The organism is Faecalibacterium sp. Marseille-Q3530, assembly GCF_017377625.1.
In the GTDB taxonomy this organism is placed as follows: Bacteria; Bacillota; Clostridia; order Oscillospirales; family Ruminococcaceae; genus Faecalibacterium; species Faecalibacterium prausnitzii_E.
Genome location: NZ_JAFREH010000005.1, coordinates 1 through 26474, shown reverse-complemented (window position 1 = coordinate 26474; position 26474 = coordinate 1). Strand labels below are relative to the sequence as shown.

Sequence of the window (26474 nt, the reverse complement as noted above, 5' to 3'; positions counted from 1 at the left end):
GAGAAGTATCATGGACATTTTAACGATTGGCGAAGTTTTGATCGACCTGACCCAGACCGGCAAGGATGCGCGCGGCATTCCTCAGTTTGCCGCAAACCCCGGCGGGGCCCCGGCAAATCTGGCGGTGGCTGCTTCCCGGCTGGGCGCACAGACCGCCTTTATCGGCAATGTGGGTGCGGATGCCTTTGGCCGCTACCTGAAAGAGGTTCTGGCAGAAAACAAGGTAGACGTTTCCGGCATGGCGGTGGATGCAGACCACCCCACCACCATGGCGGTGGTTTCGGTGGATGCCACCGGCGAGCGGGATTTCAGCTTCTACCGCAGTGCCAACGCTGACGTGATGCTGTGCAAAGAGGATATTTCGGACGAGGCTCTGAAAGCTGCCAAAATCGTCCACTTCGGTTCTGTCAGCCTCACCGCTGACCCTTCCCGCACTGCTACGCTGGACGCTGCTGCCCGTGCCAAAAAGCTGGGTGCTACCATCACCTACGACCCCAACTACCGTGCCAACCTCTGGAAGAGCAAAGAGGACGCCATTGCTCAGATGAAAGCACCCCTGCCGCTGGTGGATATTCTGAAAGTTTCCGATGAGGAGCTGCCCCTGCTCACCGGCACCACCGACTGCGAAAGCGGCACGGCACAACTGGCGCAGAACGGCATCCGGCTGATTTTTGTCACCTTGGGTGCAAACGGCGTATTCTACCGCTTTGGGGACAAGACCGGCCATGTGGCTGGCGTCCCCTGCAAGGTAGGCGACACCAACGGCGCAGGCGATACCTTCTTTGGGGCTGCCCTGTCCAAGCTCTGCAAGGAGGAGCTGGACACCCTGACCGTGGACAAGCTGGAAAGCATTCTGGCTTTTGCCAACAAGGCCGCCAGCATCACCACCAGTCGGCATGGTGCTATCCCCGCCATGCCCACCCTTGCGGAAGTGGAGGGCTGAACCATGGCAACAAAGCAGGAATTTGCGTCCCGGTTCGCCAAACATAAAGATGAACTGGAATGGCTGTTCATGGAACTGTACCACAACCGGGAAGGGCTGGAAGTTCTGGAACAGGAGATGGCAGAAGCCTACAACGCCCGCAGCGCCGAGCTGAAAGCACTGGACAAGGCACGCTCTGCCGACCCGGAGTGGTACAAGCGGGGCAATATGTTCGGCATGACCATGTACACCGATCTCTTTGCCGGAAATCTGAAAGAACTGGCAAAGAAACTGCCCTACCTCAAGGAGCAAAAACTGACCTATCTGCACCTGATGCCCCTTTTGCAAATGCCCCATCCCCACAACGATGGCGGCTATGCGGTGGAGGATTTCGATACCGTAGACCCGGCCCTTGGCACCAACAAGGATCTGGAAAACCTGACCCGTGAACTGCGCAAGGCAGGCATCAGCCTGTGTCTGGATTTTGTCATGAACCACACCGCCAGCACCCACCGCTGGGCCATGGCGGCAAAGGCTGGCGACCCGTGGTTTCAGGCCTATTACCACCTCTACGAGGACCGTACCATCCCCGACCAGTACGAGCAGACTGTGCCCCAGGTGTTCCCCAACACTGCCCCCGGCAACTTTACATGGTGTGAGGAAATGCACAAGTGGGTGCTGACCACCTTCCACGATTATCAGTGGGATCTGAATTATGCAAACCCGGCGGTGTTCGTGGACATGACCAAGAGCATCCTGCACCTTGCAAACCTCGGCGTAGAGGTGTTCCGCATTGATGCCGTGCCCTACATCTGGAAGCAGCTGGGCACCACCTGCCGCAATCTGCCGCAGGTGCACACCATCGTGCGGATGCTCCGCATGGTGCTGGAATGCGTCTGCCCGGCGGTCATCCTCAAGGGCGAGGTGGTCATGGCTCCCAAGGAGCTGGCGGCTTATTTCGGTACCCCGGAAAAGCCGGAATGCCACATGCTCTACAACGTGTCCACCATGGTCAACCTGTGGGGTGCCCTTGCCAGCCGGGATACCCGGCTGCTGAAGGCTCAACTGGATGCCCTCCACGCCCTGCCGGACAACTGCTGGTTCGTGAACTATCTGCGCTGCCACGATGACATCGGCTGGGGTCTGGACGAGGCGGTGGAAAACCGGCTCGGCATTGACCCGCAGAAACACAAAGAATATCTCTACCACTTCTATGAGGGCAATTTCCCCGGAAGCTGGGCAAAGGGCGAGCTGTACAATTACGACCCTGCCACCGGCGATGCCCGAAGCTGCGGCACCACTGCCAGCCTGTGCGGCGTGGAGCAGGCACTGGAAAAGAACGACAAAACCGCACTGGACTACGCCGTGAAGCGCGACCTGCTGTTGCACACTGCCATGGCGTTTTTGCAGGGCTTCCCCATGCTGAACTGCGGCGATGAAATTGCGCAGCTCAATGGCTGGGATTACAAAAACGACCCCGACCGTGTGGAGGACAGCCGCAACCTGCACCGCAGCAAATTCAACTGGGAAGATGCCAAGCAGCGCACCCGAAAGGGCACGCTGCAAAACCAGCTGTGGCAGGGCATGGAGCAGCTGCGCCAAATGCGTGCAGACCCTTGCTTTGCCCCGGATGCGTGGGTGACCACATGGGACAGCCACAACCCCGGCGTGCTGGCACTGGTGCGCAAGCGCGGTGAGGAAACGCTGGTGGGACTGTTCAACTTTACCGAGTATCCGGCAGGAGCCAGTCTGGACGCTCTGGGCGGCGAGTATCACACCCCGGAAGGCACTTCCGTCTGGCTGGCGGATGTGGAGCTGGAGCCGTATCAGGCACTGTTGGTAAAAAACAAATAAGTAAAACGAGCCTACCTGGTTCTCTCTTTTTCCCAAAGTTTTCCTTGTTTTTTCTTGCACCCTGCCGAAATCGGCGCATTCTCAAAAGTTCGCGTTTGCGCAGCGGAGTGGAGCAATCATAACCCCGCGTGGAAACGCGGGGTATGCAGAACGGCCCCATAGGGGCCACAATACCAGCCGCGCCTAAAGGCGCACAATGAGCGACGTCAACCGCATACTGACGTCGCTCTTATGATTTCTACATGCTTATAATCGCAATGCATTCTCAATATCTTACCGATATCTTACCGATATCTTTTCTCAGTTTTCCATAGATTGTTTTTCTACGATACTTTGGTACTAGCACAATATGATATTTGCAATTCCAGCTCGCATGTGATAAACTCTTCTCGTCCATATGGATTGAACCTCCTTTTGCTTTCGTATGCGGTTCGCGTTACCCGCTTTTAATTATAGCAAAAGGAGGTTTTTTCTCTACCGTTTCAACGCTACGGCTCTTTTCTTCCACAAGCATAGCTTGTGGTTTTCTCTAGGTTGCATAACAGTTAACACCGCTTGCATTTGCCCTGCAATTTTTCAGAATGGAACATCCCAAGGGCATCCGGTCTATATCCGGCAGATTTTTCATAAAGAATCTGCCGGTTATTTTTGTTTGTCATAAAGGAAGTCTTGCTTTTTATTGTAAAATTGGATACAATATAAAAAAGACATTTGCACGGAGGACTCTATGGAATATATCGGCATCCAGAAGAAAAACGGCGGTGTGGTGGAAGCCCTGCAGCAGGCCATTTTATCTGGGCAGATCCCGGCGGGCACTGAAATGACCCAGAACGAACTGGCAGAGAGTCTCGGTGTCTCTCGGATGCCGGTGCGGGAAGCCTTGATGATCCTTGAATATCAGGGTCTTATCATCCGCCTGCCCAACAATCGGATAAAAGCGGCAGATTTGACCGAAGAGACACTGCGCCAAATTCTGGCATTGGGGGCTCAGTTGGAACGGCAGGCCATGCGTACGCTGCCGCAGGATGCGATGTTGGCAGGCGGCGAGATGCTGCAGCACCGTACCCTGCAGACCGTCCTGCCCTATCCGCTGCATCGCAAGCTGCTGGAGAGCATCCAGGAGACCTACATTGCCTTTGCCGTGAGCGCACGTCCTGCGCCGGTGAACGACCGGCTTGCCCGCCTGCTGATGCTGGACCGTCAGGGTTCCCCTGATGTGCTGGATGCATGGAACACCTATGAAGAAGAACTACTGCATCTGATTTTAACGATAAGGAGTTAATATGCTGGGACTGAAACCCATTAAGCTGCTGCCTGCCCGCGAGCGGGTAGCTTCCGCTTTGCGGAAAGCCATTATCTCAAAAAGCATCCCGGAGGGCGCAGAACTCACGCTGGAAAACACCGCACAGGAACTGGGAGTGTCGGTCACGCCGGTGCGGGAGGCCTTTCAGATTCTTGCCCGTGACGGTCTGCTGGAAGTCAAGCAAAACAAGTGCGCCATTGTGTTGGGCGTAACGGAAAAAACGATTCGGGAGCACTACCAGCTGCGCGCTGCCTTGGAAGGGACGGCATGTATGCTCTGCTGCCAGAACAACGCCGACCTGTCCAAGATCAAAAACTGTGTGGATACTGCTGAGGAGGCTCTTTCTCTTCAGCAGGCCGGAAATTATACGGACTACAACCAGTCCTTCCATTTTGAGATCTGGGAAGCTTCCGGCAATGAAAAAATGCGCAATCTTCTCTCGGAGCTGTGGAACGGTCTGTCCATTGGCGTGGAGATGAGCGAGCTGGACTATGCCCTCAACTCCCAGAGCGAGCATAAAAAGATCTATGCGGCGCTGGAAGCACGGGATGCGATGGCCGCACGGGCTGAAATGGAAAAGCACATCCTGCGCAGCATGGACGATGCGCTGACCTATTATTTATAAGATCAAGGAGGACAAGACAGTGTATACCTGTGCGAACTGTACGGTTCTGGCCTGCGCCAACAACGCGCCGGAAAAGATGCCCAAAAACTGCCCTATGCGGAATGCTTCGGTGATGGAGGCCGCCCGCGCCGGCTACGATCTGCCTGAGAATCACGATTTCTACGTCAACTGTTCGGCCATTGAGGGACTTGGCTACTGCCAGTGGCCCCGCCTGAAGGAGACGGTGGAGTTCTGCAAACGGATGGGCTACCACAAGCTGGGTCTTGCATTCTGCAAAGGTCTGCGGAAGGAAGCCCGCATCGTGGCCGACCTGCTCCGTGCGCAGGGGTTTGAGGTGGTGTCGGTCATCTGCAAGACCGGCGGCATCTCCAAAGAAGAAGTGGGCATCCCGGAAGAGGTCAAGATCCGCCCCGGCGAATTTGAGGCCATGTGCAACCCCATCGCACAGGCAAAGCTTCTGAACGAACAGCACACCGATTTCAACATTGAGGTCGGACTTTGTGTGGGACACGACTCGATGTTTTATAAGTATTCGGATGCCATGGTCACAACGCTGGTAGCCAAGGATCGCGTTCTGGCGCATAATCCCTGCGGTGCCATTTACTGTGCCGAGGGGTATTTCAAAAAGCGGCTGGAATAAAAGAAGGAAAAAACGTGCGTTCTCCAAGGCAGATGGAGAACGCACGTTTTTTTGCAGAAAGCGGCGGAGGAAGATTTTCTTGTATCCTACTGTTTGTCTGGCGTGCACAAAAATTGGTACATAATCCGTGCAATGCGACAAAACTCGAAAAAAGGGATTGACAAATCTCTGTTTCGGGTGTATTCTCGTGTCGTCAAGTGGATACATTATCACAGATTAGATATAAAAATTCAAAAAAGACGCTGCCGAGATTCCCGGAATTCTAAGGTTCCGGGCAGATCCTTCCAGAACGAAAAAGGGCTGTGAGGGCACAGCACGGCGGCAAAGACTCTGCACAACGAGGTGCAGCTGGGGCGTTCCGAAAGTCAGGGCTGTTTTGCTCTGATAAAATGGATACATTATATTTCATTAAAGGAGGATTCCCCGGTATGTCAGCAGCAACTATCACCCTACTCTTTCTTCTCTTCGCGGTCGTCATGTTCGTGTTTGAGAAGATCCCCCTCGGCGTAACGTCCATGATCGTCTGTATCGGTCTGGTCGTTACCGGCGTGCTGGATGTCAAGACCGCTTTTGCGGGCTTCGTCGACAGCAACGTCATCCTCTTCGTCGCCATGTTCATTGTCGGCGGTGCCCTGTTTGAAACAGGTATGGCCAACAAGATCGGCGGCATCGTTACCCACTTTGCCAAATCCGAGCGCAGCCTCATCGTGGCCATCATGGTCATCGTTGGCCTGATGAGCGGTGTGCTCTCCAACACCGGCACCGCCGCCGTCCTGATCCCCGTGGTCATCGGCATTGCAGCAAAGTCCGGTTATGCCCGCTCCAAGCTGCTGATGCCGCTGGTATTTGCAGCGGCCATGGGCGGCAACCTTTCCCTCATCGGCGCACCGGGCAACCTCATCGCCCAGAGTGCTCTGGGTGAGATCGGGATGTCCTTCGGCTTCTTCGAGTACGCTATCGTGGGCCTGCCCATCCTCGCCGCCGGCATCCTCTTCTACGCCACCCTTGGCATGAAGCTACTGCCCAGCCACCCCGTCTCCGATGATGACTCCTTCGGCGGCGAGCAGGACTTCAGCAATGTTCCCAAGTGGAAACAGGTGCTCTCCCTCGTTATCCTCGTGCTCACCCTGTTGGGCATGATTTTTGAAAAGCAGATCGGCATCAAACTCTGCATCACCGGCTGTATCGGTGCGCTGGCTCTGATCCTCACCGGTGTCATCTCCGAGAAAGACGCCCTGAAGTCCATCGACCTCAAGACCATCTTCCTCTTCGGCGGCACGCTGTCTCTGGCCTCTGCACTGGATAAGACCGGGGCAGGCGCAGAGATTGCAAACATCGTCATTGGTGCTCTGGGCGAGAATCCCTCTCCCTACGTCCTGACTCTGGTGGTCTTCCTGCTCTGCTGCGTCATGACCAACTTCATGTCCAACACCGCAACCACCGCCCTGATGGTTCCCATCTGCCTGAGCATCGCACAGGGCATGGGTGCCGACCCCCGCGCCGTCCTGATGGCTTGTGTCATCGGCGGCTCCTGCGCTTACGCAACGCCCATCGGTATGCCCGCCAACACCATGGTGGTTTCCGCCGGCGGGTACACCTTCAAGGATTATGCCAAGGCTGGCCTGCCCCTCATCCTCATCGCAACGGTTGTCAGCATGGTGATTCTTCCCATCGCATTCCCGTTCTTCCCGCAGTAAAGCGGACAGGAACGTTGAATATGAGTGAACCAACGCGCAAAATGTACCAAATCTAAGGAGGCATTGGAATGAACAAACAGGAACAGGTGCAGCAGATGACGACCTATATGGCCAACTTTGTGAGCCATATCGCCAAGGTGCTGCCGGACGACATCATTGCCAAGCTCGATGAGCTGGGCGCACAGGAGGATGCTCCTCTGTCCAAGGTCATCTACGAGACCATGAAGCGGAACCAGAAGCTGGCCAAGGAGCTGAACCGCCCCAGCTGCCAGGATACTGGTGTGCTGCAGTTCTGGGTAAAGTGCGGCGTGGACTTCCCCCTCATCGGTGAGGTGGAGGGTCTGCTGAAGGAGGCTGTGGTCAAGGCCACCTTCGAAGCGCCCCTGCGCCACAACAGTGTTGAGACCTTCGATGAGTTCAACACCGGCCGCAATGTCGGCAAGGGCACTCCCACCGTGTGGTGGGATATCATCCCGAACAGCGACAAGTGCGAGATCTACGCCTACATGGCAGGCGGCGGCTGCACCCTGCCGGGCAAGGCCATGGTGCTGATGCCCGGTGCAGGCTACGAAGGCGTGACCAGGTTCGTCATGGATGTCATGACCAGCTACGGCATCAACGCCTGCCCTCCGCTGCTGGTGGGCGTGGGCGTTGCCACCTCTGTTGAGACCGCTGCTCTGCTGTCCAAGAAGGCTCTGATGCGTCCTCTGGGCAGCCACAACGAGAACGAGCGCGCAGCCTATATGGAGAAGCTGCTGGAAGACGGCATCAACTCCATCGGCCTTGGCCCTCAGGGCATGGGCGGCAAGTACTCCGTCATGGGCGTGCACATTGAGAACACTGCCCGCCATCCTTCTACCATCGGCGTTGCCGTCAACGTGGGCTGCTGGAGCCATCGCCGCGGCCACATCACGTTTGATAAAGATCTGAACTACACCATTGATACTCATTCGGGGGTGACTTTGTAATGCTGACCATCAAAGACGGAAAGAAAATTCTTACCACTCCGGTCTCCGCAGAAGACCTGAAGGACATCCATATCGGTGATGTCGTTTACCTGAACGGCGACCTGACCACCTGCCGCGATGTGGCGCACCGCCGCCTCGTGGAAGAGGGCCGCCCGCTGCCTGTGGACGTGAAGGACGCAGCCATCTTCCACGCCGGCCCCATCATCCGCCCGCTGGAGAACGACAAGTTCGAGATGGTGTCTGTGGGCCCCACCACCTCCATGCGCATGGAGAAGTTCGAGTATGAGTTCGTGCAGAAGTCCGGTGTCCGCGTCATCGTGGGCAAGGGCGGCATGGGCCCCAACACCGAGCGCGCCTGCAAGGAGTTCGGTGCCATCCACTGTGTCTTCCCTGCCGGTAACGCCGTTGTGGCTGCTACCGAGGTGGAGGAGATCGTCGAGGCCCAGTGGCGTGACCTCGGTATGCCGGAAACTCTGTGGCACTGCCACGTCAACGAGTTCGGCCCCCTGATCGTCTCCATTGACGCCGAAGGCCGCAACCTGTTCGAAGAGAACAAGGTCATCTTCAATGAGCGCAAGGAAAAGGCCATCGAAGAGATCTGCAAGCACGTCGGCTTTATTAAGTAATCCGGATATCCTCTCAGCGGGGGACAGACTTCACTCATTATTTCCTTTCATACGATTCTCCTAAATCGTTTTTTTACCCTAAGTTTCTTGCTCAGCTTAATTTGCCACGTATTTGTTCTCCGCAATTTGCCCCGGAACCCTTTTCCGCGTAAAGGGTTCCGGGGCGTTATTTGTTCCTGGGAGGAAATGCAAACAAAGACGATCTTGCCCGTTCTTTTTGTTCTACACACCTTATATAAAGTTCCTTTGGAAAATTGTATTTTTCGACAAAAGTATAACAAATCCCTTGACAAGCGTGGTCTTTCGGTGTATTCTTTTCTTGTTTATTGGATACATTATCAAATATAAACATTCAAGTGCCACTGCTTTGCATCTGCAAGGTGGAAGTAATCCACAGGAGGACAACCCAAATGAGCCCATTGGAGATCACACTGGTCATCCTGCTTGTAACGATCATCGCCTTTGTATCCGGTAAAGTCCCGTTCTCGGTCATTTCTACCGGCATCATTCTGGCGCTGATCCTCACCGGCATCAAGACCCCTGCCGAGGCCTTTGGCGGCTTCATCAACACGAACGTGGTCATGTTCGTAGCCATGTTCGTCATCGGTGCAGGGCTGACCAAAACGCCCCTGATTGACAAAGCCCAGAGTCTGGTCATCCGCTACAAGGACAATATGCGGATGCTGATTTTTCTTTCCTGTGTGGCAGGTGCGTTTCTGGGCGCCATCACCAGTGCCACCGCAACTGCCGCTATCATGATCCCTCTGCTGGTAGGCATTGCGAACGACATCGGCGTGAGCCGCAGCAAGCTGCTGTATCCTTCCATGGCCTGTGCCAACATTGCCACCCAGATGACCTTTCTCGGTCAGGGTGCTTCCAACATGGCATGGAACGATGTCATGATGCAGGCCGGCGCACCGACACCGCTGCACATCTGGGATTTCACCATTGCGCGCATCCCGATGCTGACCATTGCCATCCTGTACATGACCTTTGTTGGCTATAAGCTGATGCCAGATATTCCCAACGAGCAGTTTTCAGATGCAGCACATACGGCTTCTGAGAGCGAAAAACTCAGCCCCTTCAAGCGCAAACTGGCTGTCCTGATCGTTCTGGTCTCCATTGCAATGATGCTGCTGGAAAATGTCATTGGTGTCAAGATGTATCTCACTTCCTGCATCGGCGCTGCCGCTCTGGTGCTGACGGGTGTGCTGACCGAGAAGGAAGCCCTCAACTCCATCCACCAGCCGACCATTTTCCTGTTTGCCGGTGTGCTGGCTCTGTCGGACGCCATCCAGACCACCGGTGCAGGCGATGTGGTGGCAGACTGGATGATCCGCCTGCTGGGCGATACCACCAATCCGTACATCATTATGCTGGTGTTCTTCCTTGTTCCCTTCATTCTGACGCAGGTCATGTCCAATCTGGCTACCCTGACCATCTTCATCCCACTGGTCACTTCCGCCTGTATCCGCATGGGCGTAGACCCCCGTGCTGCCGTGGTCGGCGTGATCACAGCCAGCTGTGTGTCCATCATGACCCCCATGGCAGCTCCCTGCCAGATCATGATCATCGAGCCGGGCGGATACACCTTGAAGGATTATCTCAAGTGTGGTACCCCGCTGGCGCTCATCCTCATTGTCGTGTCCGTATTTTTCCTGCCGACACTTTATCCTTTTGCCTGATTCTATTTTCCCACCGCAGTAGTATCCGCAAACTGCATATCGCAAATATGCCGTTCTGTTCGGCGCTATTCTTGAAAACCGCAATAAAAGCAGCAGAAATTTTTGAGCATCTCATAATTCTGTCAAGAGGGCTGGCACCGTCCAGCCCTCTCTTTTTTTGCCAAAGTTTCCCTTGTGTTTTCTTGCATGCTGCCGAAATCAGCGTGTTCTCAAAAGTTCGCGTTTGCGCAGTGGAGCGCAGCAATGAAAGCCCCAGTGGGGCTTTTAAGCGACAGAACGGTCTTGCGTAGCAAGATGGAGGGGCCTCGCCCCGACAAGTTCACGTTGACATGGCTCGATTTTTGTGGTAACCTATTCCAACGATTTAATATAACATATTTACTTAGAGTTCCAGCTCGGCTCCCGAAGGAGCCGGAGCAAGTTTTTAACTTTCTTATCGCTACATAGCAAACCCGAACCAAGGCCATCCCGGAAGGGATGGTCAGGTTCAGGTTGTTGTGTGGCGATTTTTTATTGCCAAATCCAGCACCGCACCTTGAAAACCGCATGACCGTCTGCATGGGATACACGGCGATGACCCCGCAAGGGAGAGCCGGAAAACGCCGCTGGAAGGGGGCAGGAAAGCCATGCAGGGAGAACGGCGCACCCAATATCAACTGGTCAAAATGGCCAGTTGATGTGGTGAATGACACAAAGCGTCATTCACCAGAAAAACCTTCTGCGTTACGGCTCACCTCATGTGGACAATTTGTCTACATGAGGTATCGACATCGTAAAGCCTGTTGGCTGGCCGCGCTCCGGCAAGACGCTGAACGACACTGACATGAAGTATATTCTGCGGAGAATGGAGAAATACGGCATCTCCAGCGAAAAGAAGATTGAATCTGCCATCCGCATCGTTGCCAACGAGAACCGCTACCATCCCATCCGAGACTACCTGAACGGCCTGCAATGGGATGGAAACGAGCAGATTTCCCACGTCCTGCACCATTTTCTCGGTGCTGCGGAGGACGAGTACACTTGCGAAGCTATGAAGATATTCCTGCTGGGAGCCATCAAGCGGGTATTCCAGCCGGGATGCAAATTTGAAACCATGCTCTGTCTGGTGGGCGGTCAGGTGCGGGGAAGTCCACCTTCTTCCGTCTGCTGGCCGTTAAGGACGAGTGGTTCTCGGATGACCTGCGGCGGCTGGACGATGACAACGTGTACCGCAAGCTGCAAGGTCACTGGATTATTGAAATGTCGGAGATGATCGCCACCGCCAATGCTAAGAGCATCGAGGAAATCAAGAGTTTCCTCAGCAAGCAGAAGGAAACCTATAAAGTTCCCTATGAGACCCATCCTGCCGACCGTCTGCGCCAGTGCGTCTTTGCTGGCACGACCAACCGGCAGGATTTTTTGCCCCGTGACCGCACAGGAAACCGCCGCTTTATTCCCATCCCGGTGGATGCGGAACTGGCTGAAGTCCACATTCTGGACAATGAGGAGGAATCTCGCACCTATATCGACCAGCTTTGGGCAGAAGCCATGACCATCTACAACAGCGGTAATTACAAGCTGGCGTTCAGCCCCGCTATGCAGGAAACCCTGCAAGCCCATCAGCAGGACTTTATGCAGGAGGATGCACAGGCTGGCATGATTTACGCCTTTCTGGAGGACTACGCAGGTGACCGGGTGTGTTCCAAGCAGCTCTATGCGGAAGCACTGAGCAACACCAATATCCCGGCAGAGTGGGAGACCCGTGCTATCTGCGAGATCATGAACACAGGAATTTCGCGCGGTGATATCCAAGGCTGGCAGGCTCACGAAACCGCCAAGCGTTACCCGAAGTACGGCGTTCAGAAAGGCTGGGAGCGCGTAACCAGCCCCGAAACCGGGGCTGAAAATTTCTCCGAAATAACGGATGCGGAAGCCCCGCAGATTGGCTTTCCCTTCTGATGAACGGCGGTTACACGTTTGGTTACAGATTCGGTTACGCTGCAGTTGCACCGAAAAGTCCGCATGGCTGCTACGTTTTTCTCTTTCTGTAACCATGTAACCTTAAAAAGATAAGAACTGGCAGAAAAGATCGAAGCGAACTTCTATTCCCAAGACCTGACCCCGGCAGCACCTCAGCCCCGGCAAAACGAAAAGCCGGCGGCAACAAAAATCTCTGGTAAGAAGATCCTTGAAGCCATCCGGCTGATGGACGCAGACGAACGCAGAGAATTGACGAGAACCTTGTTCGCCTAAAATTTCTTCTTTTTATGCAAAGGAAAGCAGGCTGTGCAAACCTTGCGCAGAAAAGCCCCTGATTCGGGCAAATGTGCAAACGGTGTGCAGAAAGTGTGCAGCCGCTTTCTCACATAAAGAAAGAACGCCAAATCTTACGATTTGACGTTCAATATCTGGTGCACCTCGCGCACTCATATCCGAACTTTTCTCCGCTTTCACGGCTTCCCCGAAAGCGACCGTCTCTGTACCTTCCTTATAGTTAAAGGTAATAAGTACCTTATCATCGTAGAGATAGATGGCATTGATGAAGGTATCCACCAGTGCCTGCCGCTGCTCCGGCTGGGTCATGTCCAGCTTGCGGAAGCGAAGCAGCCAAAACCGGACGAACTCCTCTTTCATCTTTGGCTTAGCCAGCCGTTCCTCTGCAATGCGGGCTTGCAGTTCCTTCCTCTGCTCTTCCAGATCTTCCAGCCGCTCCTTTGTGGAGCTGGTCAGGATGCCCATCTGAATGGCGTTCAGCATATTGGTGATGCCAACCTCCGTTTCTTTCAACTGCTTTTCATAGATGGGCAAATCCGTGCTTTCCTGATTTTGCAATTCCATGACTTTGGCAATGATGGCATTCATGGAAGCGTCATCTTCCACCAGCTTCATGGTCTCGTTGATCACCAGATCTTCCAGCCACTGTTTCCGCACGGCCTTTTTATCGCAGGTCTTTTTCTTCTTGGCAGCAGCACACTTGTAGTAGGTATACATTTTCCCGGTGTGGCTGACACCGCTTTCTCCGAACATCAGTGCACCGCACTTGCCGCAGTACAGCTTGGTGGTGAGCAGATAGCTTTCCTCTGCCTTATGACGGGCAGGGGCCTTTTTATTTTTCGCCAGCTTTTCCTGCACCTTGTTGAACAGCTCTTCCGATACCAATGCCGGGATTGCATTGGGCTGTACCACATCCCGCAAACGCAATTCGCCGATGTACCGTCGATTACTCAGCATCCGCTCAATGGTGTTATAGGACATCTCCCCGCCCATCGAATTTTTGATGTTGTGTGCCTTTAACCAATCCCGCAGGTCAGTCATGGTCGCACCGTCCGCATACTTCTGGAACGTCTGCTCTACATACGGAGCCAGCAGCGGGTCGGGCTGGTAATGCCGGGTCTCATCGATCATGTATCCGAACGGAATCGTGCCACCATTATAAATGCCCTTGAGAGCATTTTCGGTCATGCCGCGAATGACCTTTTCGGACAGATCAGCGGAGTAATACTCGGCGTAGCCTTTCAGCACCGATTCCAGAATAATGCCCTCCGGGCCAGCCGAAATGACTTCCGTTGCCGATACCAGTTTCACGCCGTTTCGCTTCAGCTGAGTCTTGTACCGGGCACTGTCGTAGCGGTTTCGGGCAAAGCGGTCGAGCTTCCAGACAATGATGACGTCAAAGATGCCACGCTCACTGTCCTTGATCATCTGCTGGAACTGCGGGCGGTTATCGGTCTTGGCGGAGATGGCACGGTCAATGTAATGCTTCACCACCGTGAAGCCGTTCTTTTCCGCATAGGCGGTGCATTCCCAGATCTGACCTTCAATGGATTCCTCGCGCTGGCTGTCAGTTGAATAGCGGGCATAGATCACAGCAGTCATGGCAGGCACCTCCCATTTACACATCATTGAACGGTGGAGTGTTCTTTTAAAGCAGTGTTTCGTATAATCTATATATCACATTTTGCAGAAGATTGCAAGCTTTTTATACGCTTTTCACGAGATTCAGCACAAAAAATGAACTCCCCTGAAGGCAAAATATTCACATTCCATGGTTCTATGAAAGCACCCGGAGGAATTGTGTCATTTTGACACAATTCCTCCGCTCACCGTGCCCCCTCCACCGGCTTCAGCGCACTTTTGCGGTATTGCAGAGGGCTTTACCCGGTGGCTTTTGCAAAGCGGGTGGAAAAATTGCTGGCATCCCCAAAGCCTACCTTCTGTGCAATTTCGCTGACGCTGTGGTCGGTGAGGACAAGCAGTTCCTTTGCCTGTGTGATGTGGAAGTTGACCAGATAATTATACGGTGTCGTGCCCATATACCGCCGGAACAGCCGCAGAAAATAGCTTTTGCTCATGTGCGCCTCTGCCAGCAGGTCGGCAAGGCAAAGTTCCTGCTGGTAATTTTTGCGCAGGGTCTCCGCTGCCTGCAAAATGACCTGCCGTGCGCTGGTGGTTTCAGCTTCTGCAAGAATGCTCTGTGCACATAAGGCAAGCATTTCGTGGAGAGCCAATCCGGTGGTCACCATGCTGTCCACGGTGCTGAGTACCACATGGCTTTCCCCCTGCTCGATGAGCCCCGCACCACGCAGGGTATAAAACAGAAGATATCAGGCTGCCATCTGGGCACAGCACGGTCTGTTTGCCTCCGGCCCGGACTTTGACATCACCTTTGGTCTGGTCCACACCATTGAAAAGAGCGCAGAAATTTACGTCAAGGTGCTCTCCATGGGCGGCGGCATCATCCGGCAGACCATCACCGACGACGACCTCCGTGCCATTGCCCACGACTTTGGCGTGACCCTGAACGAGAAGTTCCTCAACTGAGCCATTCTCCCCCATTTTTCTTCTTCATAGCAGAACAGGCATCCTGTCCGATACCGCCAAACGGTAACGCAGGATGCCTGTTCTGCTTTATGTTTCCCGGAACTCCATGGGCGTTTTTCCGGTGACTTGCTGAAAGACCGCGCTGAAATAATTGCGGGTGGCAAAGCCAAGCTGCTCGGAGATTTCCCGGACGCTGAGCGGTGTGCTTTTCAGCAGAACTTTCGCACGTTCGACCTTTGCAAACTTCACATAGTTCGTGACGCTCAGACCCGTTTCTTCCTTGAATTTGTGGGTGAGGTAATATTCCGTGTAGCCCACCAGGGCAGCAAGATCTTCTGCTACGATCTTTTTGTCCAGATTCATCTCGATATAATCCACACATTTCTGGATCTGCATACTGAGGTTCGGGTTCGTCCGGTGCTTGTGGACACGCCGGATGAAATCATCGTACATCATCATTGCAAGCGGGTGCAGCTCATCCAACGATTTTGCCGCTTCTGCCGTCTGAATGTAGCTGTCCCCCAGCGAGTACGCCTCCTCCGGGGAAAGACCGCCCTCAATGGCGGCACGGCACACCAGCGAGGTGAACACGATGACGGAAGTCTTACTCTGGCGCAGAACATCGCTGCTCTGCACCGGCACGCCTGCACTCATGCTCATACTGTTGGAAAGCGCCTGCTTGTAATTCAGGTCTCCGGTGCGGACCATTTGCAGCATTCCCTGCTCCGCCATCCAGATCTTATGCCGGTCATGGGGAATCGCATCGCTTTTCAGCCGTTCGTCCTGTGCTGCACTGCTGTTCACATCGCTCAACTCCAGCCGCTGCCCGGTCAGGCAGTAGTGCATCATCAGCAGATAGCGGTTCATAATGGTGTTTTGCAGGGTAGGAACTTCTTCAAGGGCTTTGTAAAGTTGGATCGTCCATGCCACACTGATCTCCAGCTTGCTGTAATATTTCAGCCCTTCCTCGATCCCGCGCATTGTCACATCCCGATGGAACACCGGCCCGATGACCCAGACACGCTTCAGTTTTCCCTCTTCCTTTTCAAAGGCTGTGCCCCACAAAAGACCCAATGCCGTCCCCAAGGTAACGGGTACATCGTTCCGATTCCCATGCTCCAGCATCCGCTGTTTGCAGCCGAACAATTCAAACGCACTGGCAAGAAATGCTTCGTCCGGGCAGTTGCTCCGCAAGAGCTTCCCCTGTGCATCATAGCACCATGTATATACATTTCCGCCGCACTGGACAAGCTCGGAAAACAGCATCATATTCTGGAGAACATTCATGCGTAATCCCTCCGGCTCATTGATAGAAACAGTATATCATACTTCCGCCGTTTTTTCTACCGATGCCCGGAGCCCCCTCTCAAGCCCCGCAATACTCCCCCAGCACCGCAAGGCTGGGCTTTGCGGTCCGCTCCATGGTTTCACGGTTCACGGCGATCAGGCCGAACTGCATGGCATAGCCCTTCTGCCACTCAAAGTTGTCCATCAGGCTCCAATGGAAGTAGCCCTTCACCGGGATGCCGTCGGCGATGCAGTGCTGCACGCCATCCAGTGCCTGCCGGATAAATGCCACACGGCGGGCATCATCGGCAGTGGCAATGCCGTTTTCGGTCACGATCAGGTCGCCCTTGAACTCCTCTGCCACCTTGCGAATGACGTGTTCCAGTGCCTGCGGATAGAACTCATACTCCATCTGGGTCAGTTCTGCGCCCTCCGGGGTGCGCTCGCTGACAAAGATCTGCGGCTGGGGTATGCCGAACACCTGTGCATTCTCCATGGCAGCATGATGATTCTCCTTTTTATCAGAAGCCGTGTTTTCTCTGTGCCTATTGTAACAGGTCTGTGCGGAGCAAAAAGGATAATTTTTCACGTTATTGGTAAATTTTTCGTTGAGCGGTCAGAACTACACGAATTTTTATCCTTAATTCCAATTTTTTGTCTGGCAGTACCTATTGCATTCTGTTATTCTGGTGTCAGAAAAAGCAGAACTCAGTTCACACAAAAAGGAGGAAAAACATTATGTTCCAAAAGAAACCCAGTGCCAGTGAGGTAGACGACGTCCAGTACCGCCGCGCCAAAACATGGCAGATCATCTGCTACGCCTGCAACGCCTTTGTGGGCATGAGCGTCTACTCCCTGATCGGTATGGCAAGTTATTCTGCCAGCATCGGCTACGGCATCACCACTGCAACCGTTGGCATCATCCTGATGCTGGCCCGCATTCTGGACGCCTTCACCGATCCGATGCTGGCATTCGTCTACGACCGCGTCAACACCCGTGTCGGCAAGCTGCGCGTTCTGCTGATCAGCGGCTACCTGATCGAAGCGGTGGGCCTACTGTGTATGTTCAACCTGTGTTCCAGCAAGGGCTTCGGCCTGCCGGTGTTCGTTTTGACCTACATTATTTACATCATCGGCTATACCGTCAGCAACATGACCATCCAGACCCTGCCGGCTATTATGACCAACGATCCCCGCCAGCGTCCCACCATCGGTGTCTGGACCACTGCGCTGAACTACTTCGTGCCCATGGGCATGAGCATGCTGGTCTACACCGTCATCCTGCCCAAGTGCGGCGGCACCTTCAATCAGGGCTTCCTCAGCACGGTCTGCACCATCGTCCTGATCATTGCCGGCATCGGCACCCTGATCGTCTGCGCCGGCATCTCCGCCTACGATAAGCCCGAAAACTTTGAGGGCATCAGCAAAAATCACGAACCGCTGAAGGTTGCAGATATTCTTGAGGTGTTCAAACACAACAAGCCCCTGCAGTGCTATGTTGCCTCCCACGCTTCCGATAAGCTGGCACAGCAGGTAGGCAGCCAGGCCATCATCAACACGATGCTGAACGGCATCCTCATCGGCAACATGGGTCTTGCTACCACCCTTAGCATGATCAGCATGGTGCCTTCCATCTTCTTTGCGGCCTTCGGTGCAAAGTATGTAGGCAAAAAAGGCAGCAAGAAGGGCATCGTGACCTGGACCTGCGTCAGCATGGCCATCACCTCTGTGCTGATCCTGTTCTTCATCTTTACCGATACTCGTCAGATCGGTGTGATCGGCAGCTGGAACATGATCGTTTACGTCCTGCTGACCCTGCTGCAGAACGGCTCCAACATGTGCATCACCACCTCCAACAACTCTTACATGGCTGATACCATCGACTACGAGCTGGACCGCAGCGGCCGTTACATCCCGGCGGTTGTCTCCGGCACTTACAGCCTGATCGACAAGCTCATCACCTCGGTGGCTGCTGTCATCGCCACCGGTGCCGTGGCCATTCTGGGTTACACCACCACCATGCCCCAGCCCACGGATGCCTACACCTCCGGCATCTTCTGGATGACCCTTGCCATCAAGTACGGTCTGCCGATGCTGGGCTGGGTCATCACCCTGATCGCCATGCCGGGCTGCCCGCTGACCAAGGAAGAAATGGTCAACGTCCAGAAGCGCATCGCTGATAAGAAAGACGCCCTTCGTCATGAAGTAATTGCAGAACATATGCAGTAACACCCTGCAAAAACCGAAAGGGCTCATACTCTCTTTCGGTTTTTGCTGATTCTATCCATCTTTTATAAATATAAAGGAGTTTTTACCATGAGCAAGACCATCCTGTTGAATCAGAGCGACTGGCATTTTACCAAGGAGAACCCCGGCATCCCCACCGCTGTTATGGGTGAGGCCGTTGCCCTGCCCCACACATGGAACGCGGTGGACGGTCAGGACGGCGGCAACGATTACTACCGCGGCACCTGCTGGTATACGCTGGCACTGGAAAAGCCCGCCATCCCGGCAGGCGGCAAGGCTGTTTTGCAGCTGGATGGCGCAGCCATGACCGCCGCCGTCTACCTGAACGGTGAAAAGCTGGCCGAGCACAAGGGCGGCTACTCCACCTTCCGGGTGGACCTGACCGACCACCTCAAAGAGGAAAATCTGCTGGCCATTTCCGTGGACAACCGCGACAACGACACCGTGTATCCCCAGAAAGCCGATTTTACCTTCTACGGCGGTATTTACCGGGATGTGACCCTGCATATCGTCCCGGCAGAGCACTTTGCCCTGCCCGCTAATGGCGCACCGGCACTGAAGGTGACCCCCATCGTCACCGATCTTGCTGCCAAGACCTCTGAGGTCACCGTGGAAGCCGCCGTGGTGGGCGCACAGAACGTGACCTTTGCACTGGAGGGTCAGACCCTCACCGCCCCGGTGGAAAAGGGCACCGCAAAGGTTGTTTTCACGCTGAACAACGCCCATCTGTGGGATGGCGTGGACGACCCCTTCCTCTACACCGTATCTGCCAAGCTGGACAATGGTGAGGAGACCTCCGCCCGGTTCGGCTGCCGCAAGTTTGAGATCGACCCCCAGAAGGGATTTCATCTGAATGGACGCAGTTACCCGCTGCGTGGTGTTTCCCGCCACCAGGACCGTAAGGGTGCGGGCAATGCCCTGACCAACGAAATGATGGAGGAGGATATCTCCATCATTCTGGAAATGGGCGCCAACACCATCCGGCTGGCACACTATCAGCACGCACCGTATTTCTACGACCTGTGTGATGAAAAGGGTCTTGTTATCTGGGCAGAGATCCCCTACATCACCATGCACATGACCAACGGCCGTGCCAACACCCTGACCCAGATGGAAGAGCTGATCGTCCAGAACTACAACCACCCCTGCATTGCCGTGTGGGGCTTGTCCAACGAGATCACCGCTGCTTCTGCTGTCAACGAGGATCTGCTGGAAAACCACCGTCTGCTGAACGAACTGGCGCACAAGCTGGACCCCACCCGCAAGACCACCATGGCAAATGTGTTTATGCTGGAGACCACCAGTCCCATTCTGGAAATTCCCGATGTGAACAGCTACAACCTCTACTTCGGCTGGTATCTGGGCGAATTGGAGCAGAACGACGAGTTCTTTGACAAATACCATGCCGATTTCCCGGACCGCTGCATCGGCTTTTCGGAGTATGGCGCAGACGCCAACCCCCAGTACCAGAGCAGCCACCCGGAAAAAGGCGACTACACCGAGAGTTATCAGTGCGTTTACCACGAGCACATTGCAAAGATGATTGCCGACCGTCCTTGGCTGTGGGCGACGCATGTGTGGAATATGTTTGATTTTGCCGCCGATGGCCGTGATGAGGGCGGCAAGCACGGCGAGAACCAGAAGGGACTTGTCACCTTTGACCGCAAGATCAAAAAAGACCCCTTCTATCTCTACAAGGCCTATTGGAGCAAAGAGCCGTTCGTGCACCTGTGCGGCAGCCGCTATGTGGACCGCGCCGAGGATGTGACCGAGATCAAGGTCTACTCCAATCTGCCGGAGGTCTCGCTGTACAAGGACGGTCAGCTGGTGGAGACCAAGCAGGGCGACAAAGTGTTCACCTTCCAGCTGCCCATTACCGGCAAGCACAGCATTGAGGCACGCTCCGGTGAGCACAGCAGCGTGATCCTGGTGAACAAGGTGGACGCCCCCAACCCGGATTACGCCATGGACAACCGCAAGAACGTGACCAACTGGTTTGACGGCGAGCTGGACGAAAGCTGCTGGTCGGTGAAGGACAACATGGCTGTCGCCATGGCAGACCCGAAAGCCGGTCCCATCCTGAAGCAGATCCGGGAAAAGGCCGCTGCTTCCCGCGGAGACGTTGCTGCCGCCGTGAAGGACAATCCGGCTCTGGTGGCCATGATGGAGCGTGCCATGCAGCGGATGACCATTCAATCCATGCTGATGCAGGCAGGCACTTCGGAAGAGGACATCAAGCAGCTGAACCGTGTATTGCAGGGCATTTCCAAGGAGTGATTCGATAAAACGAACCTATTGTAAGAACTTCCAGCTCAGTGCAAAGTATCTAGCACAAAAATTCTGATCTGCCATTTCCTCATCATTTTTCTTCCTCATTGTCCCCCATAAAACACAACGCCCCGCACCGGTTACTCCTTCCGGTGCGGGGCGTTATGTTTTGCGGGGAATATTTTTGCGTTACAGGGTATAGGTTCCCGGCTGCAAGGTCAGGTTTCTGCCATCCGGGAGGACAACTTCTGCGGTCAGATTACAGGGCACGGTGATAGTGTAGGTCACGGCATCGCCTGCATACTGCCAACCGCTTTCAATACGCCCCACCGGGGAATCGTACACCGCTTTTGCCCAACCCAGTGCAGGGTTCGGGGTTGGGGCGATGGTCAGGGTCTGACCTGCCAGATGGATGCCGCACACGCCGCCGAACAACCAGCCGCAGATGGCACCGTAGGAGTAATGGTTCAGGGATTTGCTGGGGTGACCATTGGTGTCAATGCCCGTCCATGTCTCCCAGACGGTGGTAGCACCCTGTTTGACCTCATAGAGCCAGCTGGGGGCGGTATCCTGCAGCAGCAGCTTGTAAGCGGTGTCCGCATGGCCATACTTTGCCAGCACCTCACAGAGGAAGGGCGTGGAAAGGAAGCCGGTGTTCAGGTGATAGCCGTTTTCCGCCACTATCCGGTTCAGCGTATCCGCAGCAGCCTGGCTCTCCTCCTGGCCCAGCAGCGCAAAGGCAATGGCACGGACGTATTCACACTGCCGGTCGGATGTGATTTTCCCGTTATCCGTAAAGGCTGCACGATAGGCAAGGCGGGCTTTTTCTGCCGTGTCACGGTACTGCACTGCGTCCTCTGCCTTGCCCAGAGCCTGTGCAATTTCTGCCAGAAGCCGCCCGGAATAAGCCAGATATGCCGTACCCACGCTTTTGCGGGGGTTCATCATCGCCTGCATGGGGGTAATGCCCGCTCACACCATTCGCCGTAGTCCAGACCGTTCAGCACCGTATGCAGAAAGCGGCACTTATCAGATCTGTGTTGGTGCATCCAGCCGGAATCTGCGCCTGACCGGTTGGATGGAATGGCAGGCAGCTCAGCCGCTGCCGGTACACTTTACCACAGCCTCCACCCTGAAGCAGGTCATGACCCACCCGGTCGGTGCTGCGATCATCGGACCGATCCTGCAGCGCATGGCCTCCGCCGCAGGCGGCGCGACCGGGAAAAAGGACGATGACGCTTCCTCGCTGTCCATGATGATGGGAATCCAGCTGAACACGCTAATCGATTTCCACGTTCTGACCGAAGAGCAGCTGAACGGCATCCTGGGCCAGATCAATCAGGCGTAAGGCAGGGATTGCACGATAAAATAAGTCCTACTCTCTCCACTTCACTGGCATAAATCTCTCAAAATCCTCTTGACGCATTCTACATACTGTGGTATTTTTCTTTTAAATCCCACCGTTCTTGTGGATTGGTTTGAAACCCTCTACAAGATGTGGTCGTGTTCATTTTGAACACAGCCACAGAAAGTGGTTGGTTATCACCGTGAGACCCACCACTTCAGTGAGGAAAAGTCCACGAAAGAATTTACCGCCCCGCAACACACCCGATTCATTTTGCCGCCGATTCACCCGACAAAATCATCGCTGCGCTGCGTGGGCGGTATTTTTCTTTTTCACAAATAAAATCTTATGTAGTTGTTCAATCTTCCAAAATTTGTTTTCGGTTGTTGACCACACAACCTCAAAGTGTTATTCTTGTGTTTGAAAGAAGCAGAACGTAGTGTCCGCACTGCGCCCGGCTTTCTTCATACTGTACCTTGAATCCTACATAAGCCGTCTGAACGTGATACCGTGCCACGACCTCACATTTTCTGTGAGCGAGCCGGACAACGCCGCTGCAAAACAGGGGCAGGAACTTCGTTCGGAGCAAACGGTGATTCCCTTACATGAGCAGGGATCTTTTACTTATTTTTTGCGCCTTAACAATTCGGAAACAATTACCCAGAAACGGTTTTGAGCGTAGCGGTAGAGGGCAAGAACCGTCCCGTGGCCACAAATTTTCAATTCTTGAAAATTTCCTGTCCATCCGGGACTTCACTTCTCAAACTCTTGCGAGTTTTCCAAGTGATCTTGTTGGGGCGTGCCTGCCCCAAACCCTGCTCAGAATGCCAAAAACCTTTACAACATAAAAAATTGTGGTATTCTTTTATTGACCATAGGATATTAAGCTATTTTGAGTACTGCTAAAATACTCGATGGATTTATCGGACATCAGAAAGAAGGGTTAACATGTCTTTAATTCACAGCTATGCTATCTGGAACAACAAAGGCGGTGTAGGGAAAAGTACAATCACCTTCCATCTAGCAATGCGGTACGCCGAACTTCATCCCGATATAAACGTCCTCGTAATTGATTTATGTCCACAGGCAAATTCTAGCATGATGCTTCTGGGCGGCGGTAGTTCAGGAGAAGATCAGATAATCGATTTTTGTAGTACCGCTACTCCAAAATCTGTTGTTGGTTATTTAAGCACTGTGATTTCAAACGGACGAGGGGCTCCACTTCCTCCGCAAGATGAGTTTGTCATTAAAGTTAGCAGCTACAATACTAACGCTCCCGAAAACATCTTTTTACTCTGTGGCGATGGAAATCTTGAACCCATGGCACCAGCAATAAACGAAACAGCTGAAGCGAAAGCTTTAACCCCTTCTACAAATCCTTGGAAATGGACCCAAGAAATTATAAAAAATTTCATCAGTCATGTTACATCATCTGATGAAAAAAATTGGATAGTCTTTGTCGATACCAACCCCAGTTTTAGCATATATACTCAGCTAGCGGTTTCTGGTTCTGAACGATTAATCGTTCCAATCAACGCAGATGATTCATCAAAAACAGCAGCATCCGCCATGGTTGCACTCTTACATGGAACTAATCCTCCCCATCCGATATATGGTTCTTGGACATATGCTAAACGTGCTCAGGAACAGAATATCAACGTACCCAAAATCCATTTGCTTATTGGAAATCGTTTGACGCAATTCGAAGGACCCGCAACCGCTTTTGCCGCCTTGTCTGATGCCACAGCTACTTCTCTTTTTTCGATTTTTCAGAATCACCCGGAATATTTTACGACACGAAGTGAATCAATTTGTAATAAGTCAGATTTTATTAACGAATTTTCCCTTCCTCTTCGAGATTTCAATACTGCTGGTGTTGTATGTGCCCATCTTGGACGTAAACTATCCTCAATGAAACAGGGTTACTACGAAATCTATGGTCGAAATGTAAAAGTAAATGCGGACAAAATTTCTGAATGTATTATAGCAATTGACACAATTATAAATTGTCTTTAATCCATCTGCGTTCGCTTAGAAGCATCCAGAAGCCTCATTTTCCGCAATATCACTTTCATTTAAAAGTAGAAAAGAATTTGCTCATTAGAAAGCAGTACAGTGTGGAGCATCGGAAGCCCGGTGGAAACGGCAACAACCAGCACACGGCTGCTGCCAAGAAAACCGTCCCGGAGGAATTGTGTCAATTTGACACAATTCCTCCCACTGCCTCAAAAGCAAGCGTTCGTAAGCAGATCGCAGAGCGGAACAACGTTAGCGAATCCTATGTTGTCCGCTCGGAAAAGTTCATGCGGGGCGTTCAAATCATGGATCAGATGATACCCGGTATGCAGGAGAAAATTCTGTCCGGGCAGTTCAAAGTCCGTGATGCCGATATGCACCGTCTTGCCAGGGCAGATTTTCCGAACCGCAAGCAGATCGTGCACGAAATTCTGCACCCGGAGGAGCGCCCTGCTCCGCAGAAACGCATCTACGGAATCAACTATTCTGCGCTGGAAGCTGCCGTCCGGCGAATCCAGCAGGATGTTGATTTCCTGATGAAGTATCTCCCCAAGGTGCCTGATGATGCCTATGTGAAAGTGGAGACCACGAAGATCCTGAAGCAGCACAAGGCGTATATGGCACAGTTTGAAGAAATGCTGAACGATGAAAAAGTCGCATAACGACAGGCACTTGTAAGCCATCAACGAGCCACCAGCCGCAAGTGCAGGGCGGAAAGCATCCGCGCCCTTGCGCCTGACATGAAATTGGAACTTTGATTTTCTTGCCCGGCTTTGCCACGGTGGGACAGTCAAAGGAGCGTGCGTTTGAACAAAAAGAAAAAGTCCACAAACACTTCCCCTTACCCCGATGAAGTCATCGACCGTCTGGCACGGGCATTCTACCCGGCCATCCTTGCCTGCTGGAACAGCGAGGAAGGCCAGCGGGAGTTTGCTGCATGGCAGGCGGAGCAGGCTCATCATGCCCCCAGCAAAGAGAAACAGAGCGTTCCCGACTGCTGGGTATCCGTAAAACAGTTTTCGAAAAATGACACGGCAACTGCCTGTCAGGATTGGTTACGGAGTACCCGGCTAGGCCGAGGAAGCATCAAGTCCCATGTCCGCACCGTTAAGGTGTTGGGTATGGGGCTTTTTGCATTTCAGGAACGTATACACCTCTGGAAAGGTATAACACACTAGACTTTGTACCAAAGTCGTGTGCCAAGGGTGCTGCGCCCCTTTGGAATCCCTGCTTACATCGCCTGTGGGCGATGTAGATTCGCCGCACAGAAAGCTCTCACAAAAGGCACACCCGGCTGTCTGCGGCGAGGAGAAGGCACTTCTGCGGAAGTGTAATAACCCACTATGACACTTTCATCCCTGTGGTCTGCAAAGTGTAGTGGGCTCTCCGAGGGGGAACGGCTGTATAGAGTGCGTTTCGGGCAAATCGCCGCATACGTGTATACGGAAGATGGGTACGCACGTACGCAGTAAATCGGCCAAGTTCTCCCATGTAGAGGGTGTAATTTCGATAAAGAACGTGGTATAATTGACTCAACAAATCGATTTGTGGAGGCGATTATTTATGAAAAAAGAAACCAAGAAATCTATCTTATTCTATGCAGCTTCTGCTCTGTTATATATGGCTTCACTTATTAGCTTCATAAGTGGAAATGATAATTCTATGGCTGTTGTATGGTTGTGTCTTGGTTCATCATTTCTTTGCCTTGGCTCGACGCATCTTTGTTTAGGTTTGTCTCGTAAGAAAAAGGGAAACGACAAAACCGATGCAAGCAATAAATAAATTCCTAGTATATCGCACTCACTCCTAAGCAGGGTTTGGGGCAGGCACGCCCCAACAAGAAGCTGTCCCAAAAGGGCAAGAATTTTCAAGAATTGAAAATTTGTGGCCACGGGACGATTCTTGCTCTCACGAAAACCCATACTTTTTGAAAATCCGCTTTTCGCAGCCAAAGGAGGATGCACCATGAAAAAAGAGATCGAAGCCTTCGTCAACGCAACCAACGAGCAGGAGTTGGAAGCCGCATGGAATAACCTCTCGGCAGAGGAACAGCGAGTTTTCGAGCAGCTCATGGAGGAAGAACCACCCGAAGATGCACTGGCATTTTTCGCACAGCTGTATGATGATGCCCCGAAAGAGCAGACCAGCGAGACTGTGAACATCTCCGAAAATGAAATCTATTTCAAGCGGA

Annotated in this window: 21 protein-coding genes and 3 pseudogenes; 18 read left to right on the top strand and 6 right to left on the bottom strand. The window is 53.3% G+C overall.

Annotation, left to right across the window (positions count from 1 at the left end; all coding sequences use genetic code 11):
- The first annotated feature begins 10 nt into the window (after positions 1 to 10).
- Both J3350_RS06015 and J3350_RS06010 read left to right on the top strand, forming a co-directional pair.
- Positions 11 to 943, top strand: a complete 933-nt coding sequence (locus tag J3350_RS06015) for a carbohydrate kinase (protein ID WP_207686032.1) — start codon at positions 11 to 13, stop codon at positions 941 to 943.
- 3 nt (positions 944 to 946) lie between these two features.
- Positions 947 to 2776: an amylosucrase gene (locus J3350_RS06010; RefSeq protein WP_207686031.1), complete on the top strand. Its 1830-nt coding sequence runs from the start codon at positions 947 to 949 to the stop codon at positions 2774 to 2776.
- A gap of 218 nt (positions 2777 to 2994) precedes the next feature.
- On the opposite strand, the pseudogene J3350_RS06005 reads toward J3350_RS06010, so the two are convergent.
- Positions 2995 to 3173 (bottom strand): annotated as a pseudogene (locus tag J3350_RS06005) (transposase); the annotation flags it as partial.
- A 330-nt stretch (positions 3174 to 3503) separates the two neighbouring features.
- On the opposite strand from J3350_RS06005, the gene J3350_RS06000 reads away from it, so the two are divergent.
- From J3350_RS06000 to J3350_RS05965, 8 genes and pseudogenes are all read left to right on the top strand, one after another.
- The gene (locus tag J3350_RS06000; protein WP_207686030.1) at positions 3504 to 4058 is read left to right on the top strand and encodes a GntR family transcriptional regulator; all 555 of its coding nucleotides are present in this window, start codon (positions 3504 to 3506) and stop codon (positions 4056 to 4058) included.
- 1 nt (position 4059) lies between these two features.
- Entirely contained in the window at positions 4060 to 4704 is a 645-nt protein-coding gene (locus J3350_RS05995; protein WP_005940691.1) for a GntR family transcriptional regulator, read from the top strand.
- 19 nt (positions 4705 to 4723) lie between these two features.
- Positions 4724 to 5344, top strand: a complete 621-nt coding sequence (locus tag J3350_RS05990) for a DUF1847 domain-containing protein (protein ID WP_207686029.1) — start codon at positions 4724 to 4726, stop codon at positions 5342 to 5344.
- A 428-nt stretch (positions 5345 to 5772) separates the two neighbouring features.
- Complete coding sequence (locus tag J3350_RS05985) at positions 5773 to 7041, top strand: SLC13 family permease (protein ID WP_207686028.1); 1269 nt, start codon at positions 5773 to 5775, stop codon at positions 7039 to 7041.
- Positions 7042 to 7109: 68 nt separating this feature from the next.
- The gene (gene ttdA, locus J3350_RS05980; RefSeq protein WP_207686027.1) at positions 7110 to 8009 is read left to right on the top strand and encodes a L(+)-tartrate dehydratase subunit alpha; all 900 of its coding nucleotides are present in this window, start codon (positions 7110 to 7112) and stop codon (positions 8007 to 8009) included.
- Positions 8009 to 8635, top strand: a complete 627-nt coding sequence (ttdB, locus tag J3350_RS05975; RefSeq protein WP_097793052.1) for a L(+)-tartrate dehydratase subunit beta — start codon at positions 8009 to 8011, stop codon at positions 8633 to 8635. Before ttdA ends, ttdB begins: the two co-directional genes overlap by 1 nt.
- 410 nt (positions 8636 to 9045) lie before the next feature.
- Complete coding sequence (locus J3350_RS05970; protein ID WP_207686026.1) at positions 9046 to 10320, top strand: SLC13 family permease; 1275 nt, start codon at positions 9046 to 9048, stop codon at positions 10318 to 10320.
- An 823-nt stretch (positions 10321 to 11143) separates the two neighbouring features.
- Positions 11144 to 12258: pseudogene (locus J3350_RS05965) on the top strand (VapE domain-containing protein).
- Positions 12259 to 12564: 306 nt separating this feature from the next.
- Here J3350_RS05965 and J3350_RS05960 read toward each other — a convergent pair.
- The 4 genes from J3350_RS05960 to J3350_RS05940 all read right to left on the bottom strand — a co-directional run bounded on the left by J3350_RS05960 (position 12565) and on the right by J3350_RS05940 (position 16903).
- The gene (locus tag J3350_RS05960; RefSeq protein WP_242700162.1) at positions 12565 to 14175 is read right to left on the bottom strand and encodes a recombinase family protein; all 1611 of its coding nucleotides are present in this window, start codon (positions 14173 to 14175) and stop codon (positions 12565 to 12567) included.
- Between the two features lie 278 nt (positions 14176 to 14453).
- Positions 14454 to 14846, bottom strand: a complete 393-nt coding sequence (locus tag J3350_RS14070; protein ID WP_370569272.1) for a helix-turn-helix domain-containing protein — start codon at positions 14844 to 14846, stop codon at positions 14454 to 14456.
- Positions 14847 to 15207: 361 nt separating this feature from the next.
- Positions 15208 to 16407 carry an AraC family transcriptional regulator gene (locus tag J3350_RS05945; RefSeq protein ID WP_207686025.1) on the bottom strand — a complete coding sequence of 400 codons (1200 nt, stop codon included), beginning with the start codon at positions 16405 to 16407 and terminating at the stop codon, positions 15208 to 15210.
- A gap of 79 nt (positions 16408 to 16486) precedes the next feature.
- Positions 16487 to 16903 carry a family 1 glycosylhydrolase gene (locus tag J3350_RS05940; RefSeq protein WP_370569270.1) on the bottom strand — a complete coding sequence of 139 codons (417 nt, stop codon included), beginning with the start codon at positions 16901 to 16903 and terminating at the stop codon, positions 16487 to 16489.
- Between the two features lie 242 nt (positions 16904 to 17145).
- Here J3350_RS05940 and J3350_RS05935 point away from each other — a divergent pair, with 242 nt between their 5' ends.
- On the top strand, positions 17146 to 18636 hold the full coding sequence (locus J3350_RS05935) for an MFS transporter (protein ID WP_207686024.1): 1491 nt from the start codon (positions 17146 to 17148) through the stop codon (positions 18634 to 18636).
- A gap of 87 nt (positions 18637 to 18723) precedes the next feature.
- On the top strand, positions 18724 to 20931 hold the full coding sequence (locus tag J3350_RS05930) for a glycoside hydrolase family 2 protein (protein WP_207686023.1): 2208 nt from the start codon (positions 18724 to 18726) through the stop codon (positions 20929 to 20931).
- Between the two features lie 180 nt (positions 20932 to 21111).
- Here the strand turns inward: J3350_RS05930 and J3350_RS05925 are convergent, their stop codons facing one another.
- Positions 21112 to 21879 carry an alpha-L-rhamnosidase C-terminal domain-containing protein gene (locus tag J3350_RS05925; protein WP_242700161.1) on the bottom strand — a complete coding sequence of 256 codons (768 nt, stop codon included), beginning with the start codon at positions 21877 to 21879 and terminating at the stop codon, positions 21112 to 21114.
- 7 nt (positions 21880 to 21886) lie between these two features.
- Between J3350_RS05925 and J3350_RS05920 the strand changes: the two genes are divergently transcribed.
- The 6 genes and pseudogenes from J3350_RS05920 to J3350_RS05895 form a co-directional block, all read left to right on the top strand.
- Positions 21887 to 22270, top strand: coding sequence for a hypothetical protein (locus J3350_RS05920; protein WP_242700160.1), 384 nt, complete (start codon positions 21887 to 21889; stop codon positions 22268 to 22270).
- A 945-nt stretch (positions 22271 to 23215) separates the two neighbouring features.
- Entirely contained in the window at positions 23216 to 24283 is a 1068-nt protein-coding gene (locus J3350_RS05915; protein ID WP_207686021.1) for a ParA family protein, read from the top strand.
- A 305-nt stretch (positions 24284 to 24588) separates the two neighbouring features.
- A complete protein-coding gene (locus tag J3350_RS13920) occupies positions 24589 to 24945 on the top strand; it encodes a hypothetical protein (RefSeq protein WP_242700159.1) in 357 nt (118 codons plus the stop codon).
- Positions 24946 to 25083: 138 nt separating this feature from the next.
- Complete coding sequence (locus J3350_RS13915) at positions 25084 to 25461, top strand: hypothetical protein (RefSeq protein ID WP_370569269.1); 378 nt, start codon at positions 25084 to 25086, stop codon at positions 25459 to 25461.
- Between the two features lie 385 nt (positions 25462 to 25846).
- Entirely contained in the window at positions 25847 to 26065 is a 219-nt protein-coding gene (locus J3350_RS05900; RefSeq protein WP_080545308.1) for a hypothetical protein, read from the top strand.
- Between the two features lie 183 nt (positions 26066 to 26248).
- A pseudogene (locus J3350_RS05895) lies at positions 26249 to 26474 on the top strand (hypothetical protein); the annotation flags it as partial.

Bases quoted from the DNA above. Each gene is read 5' to 3' on its own strand.
- J3350_RS06015 (WP_207686032.1), top strand. From the start codon at position 11: ATGGACATTTTAACGATTGGCGAAGTTTTGATCGACCTGACCCAGACC.
- J3350_RS06010 (WP_207686031.1), top strand. From the start codon at position 947: ATGGCAACAAAGCAGGAATTTGCGTCCCGGTTCGCCAAACATAAAGAT.
- J3350_RS06000 (WP_207686030.1), top strand. From the start codon at position 3,504: ATGGAATATATCGGCATCCAGAAGAAAAACGGCGGTGTGGTGGAAGCC.
- J3350_RS05995 (WP_005940691.1), top strand. From the start codon at position 4,060: ATGCTGGGACTGAAACCCATTAAGCTGCTGCCTGCCCGCGAGCGGGTA.
- J3350_RS05985 (WP_207686028.1), top strand. From the start codon at position 5,773: ATGTCAGCAGCAACTATCACCCTACTCTTTCTTCTCTTCGCGGTCGTC.
- ttdA (WP_207686027.1), top strand. From the start codon at position 7,110: ATGAACAAACAGGAACAGGTGCAGCAGATGACGACCTATATGGCCAAC.
- ttdB (WP_097793052.1), top strand. From the start codon at position 8,009: ATGCTGACCATCAAAGACGGAAAGAAAATTCTTACCACTCCGGTCTCC.
- J3350_RS05970 (WP_207686026.1), top strand. From the start codon at position 9,046: ATGAGCCCATTGGAGATCACACTGGTCATCCTGCTTGTAACGATCATC.
- J3350_RS05960 (WP_242700162.1), bottom strand. From the start codon at position 14,175: ATGACTGCTGTGATCTATGCCCGCTATTCAACTGACAGCCAGCGCGAG.
- J3350_RS05945 (WP_207686025.1), bottom strand. From the start codon at position 16,407: ATGAATGTTCTCCAGAATATGATGCTGTTTTCCGAGCTTGTCCAGTGC.
- J3350_RS05940 (WP_370569270.1), bottom strand. From the start codon at position 16,903: ATGGAGAATGCACAGGTGTTCGGCATACCCCAGCCGCAGATCTTTGTC.
- J3350_RS05935 (WP_207686024.1), top strand. From the start codon at position 17,146: ATGTTCCAAAAGAAACCCAGTGCCAGTGAGGTAGACGACGTCCAGTAC.
- J3350_RS05930 (WP_207686023.1), top strand. From the start codon at position 18,724: ATGAGCAAGACCATCCTGTTGAATCAGAGCGACTGGCATTTTACCAAG.
- J3350_RS05925 (WP_242700161.1), bottom strand. From the start codon at position 21,879: ATGCAGGCGATGATGAACCCCCGCAAAAGCGTGGGTACGGCATATCTG.
- J3350_RS05920 (WP_242700160.1), top strand. From the start codon at position 21,887: ATGCCCGCTCACACCATTCGCCGTAGTCCAGACCGTTCAGCACCGTAT.
- J3350_RS05915 (WP_207686021.1), top strand. From the start codon at position 23,216: ATGTCTTTAATTCACAGCTATGCTATCTGGAACAACAAAGGCGGTGTA.
- J3350_RS13920 (WP_242700159.1), top strand. From the start codon at position 24,589: ATGGATCAGATGATACCCGGTATGCAGGAGAAAATTCTGTCCGGGCAG.
- J3350_RS05900 (WP_080545308.1), top strand. From the start codon at position 25,847: ATGAAAAAAGAAACCAAGAAATCTATCTTATTCTATGCAGCTTCTGCT.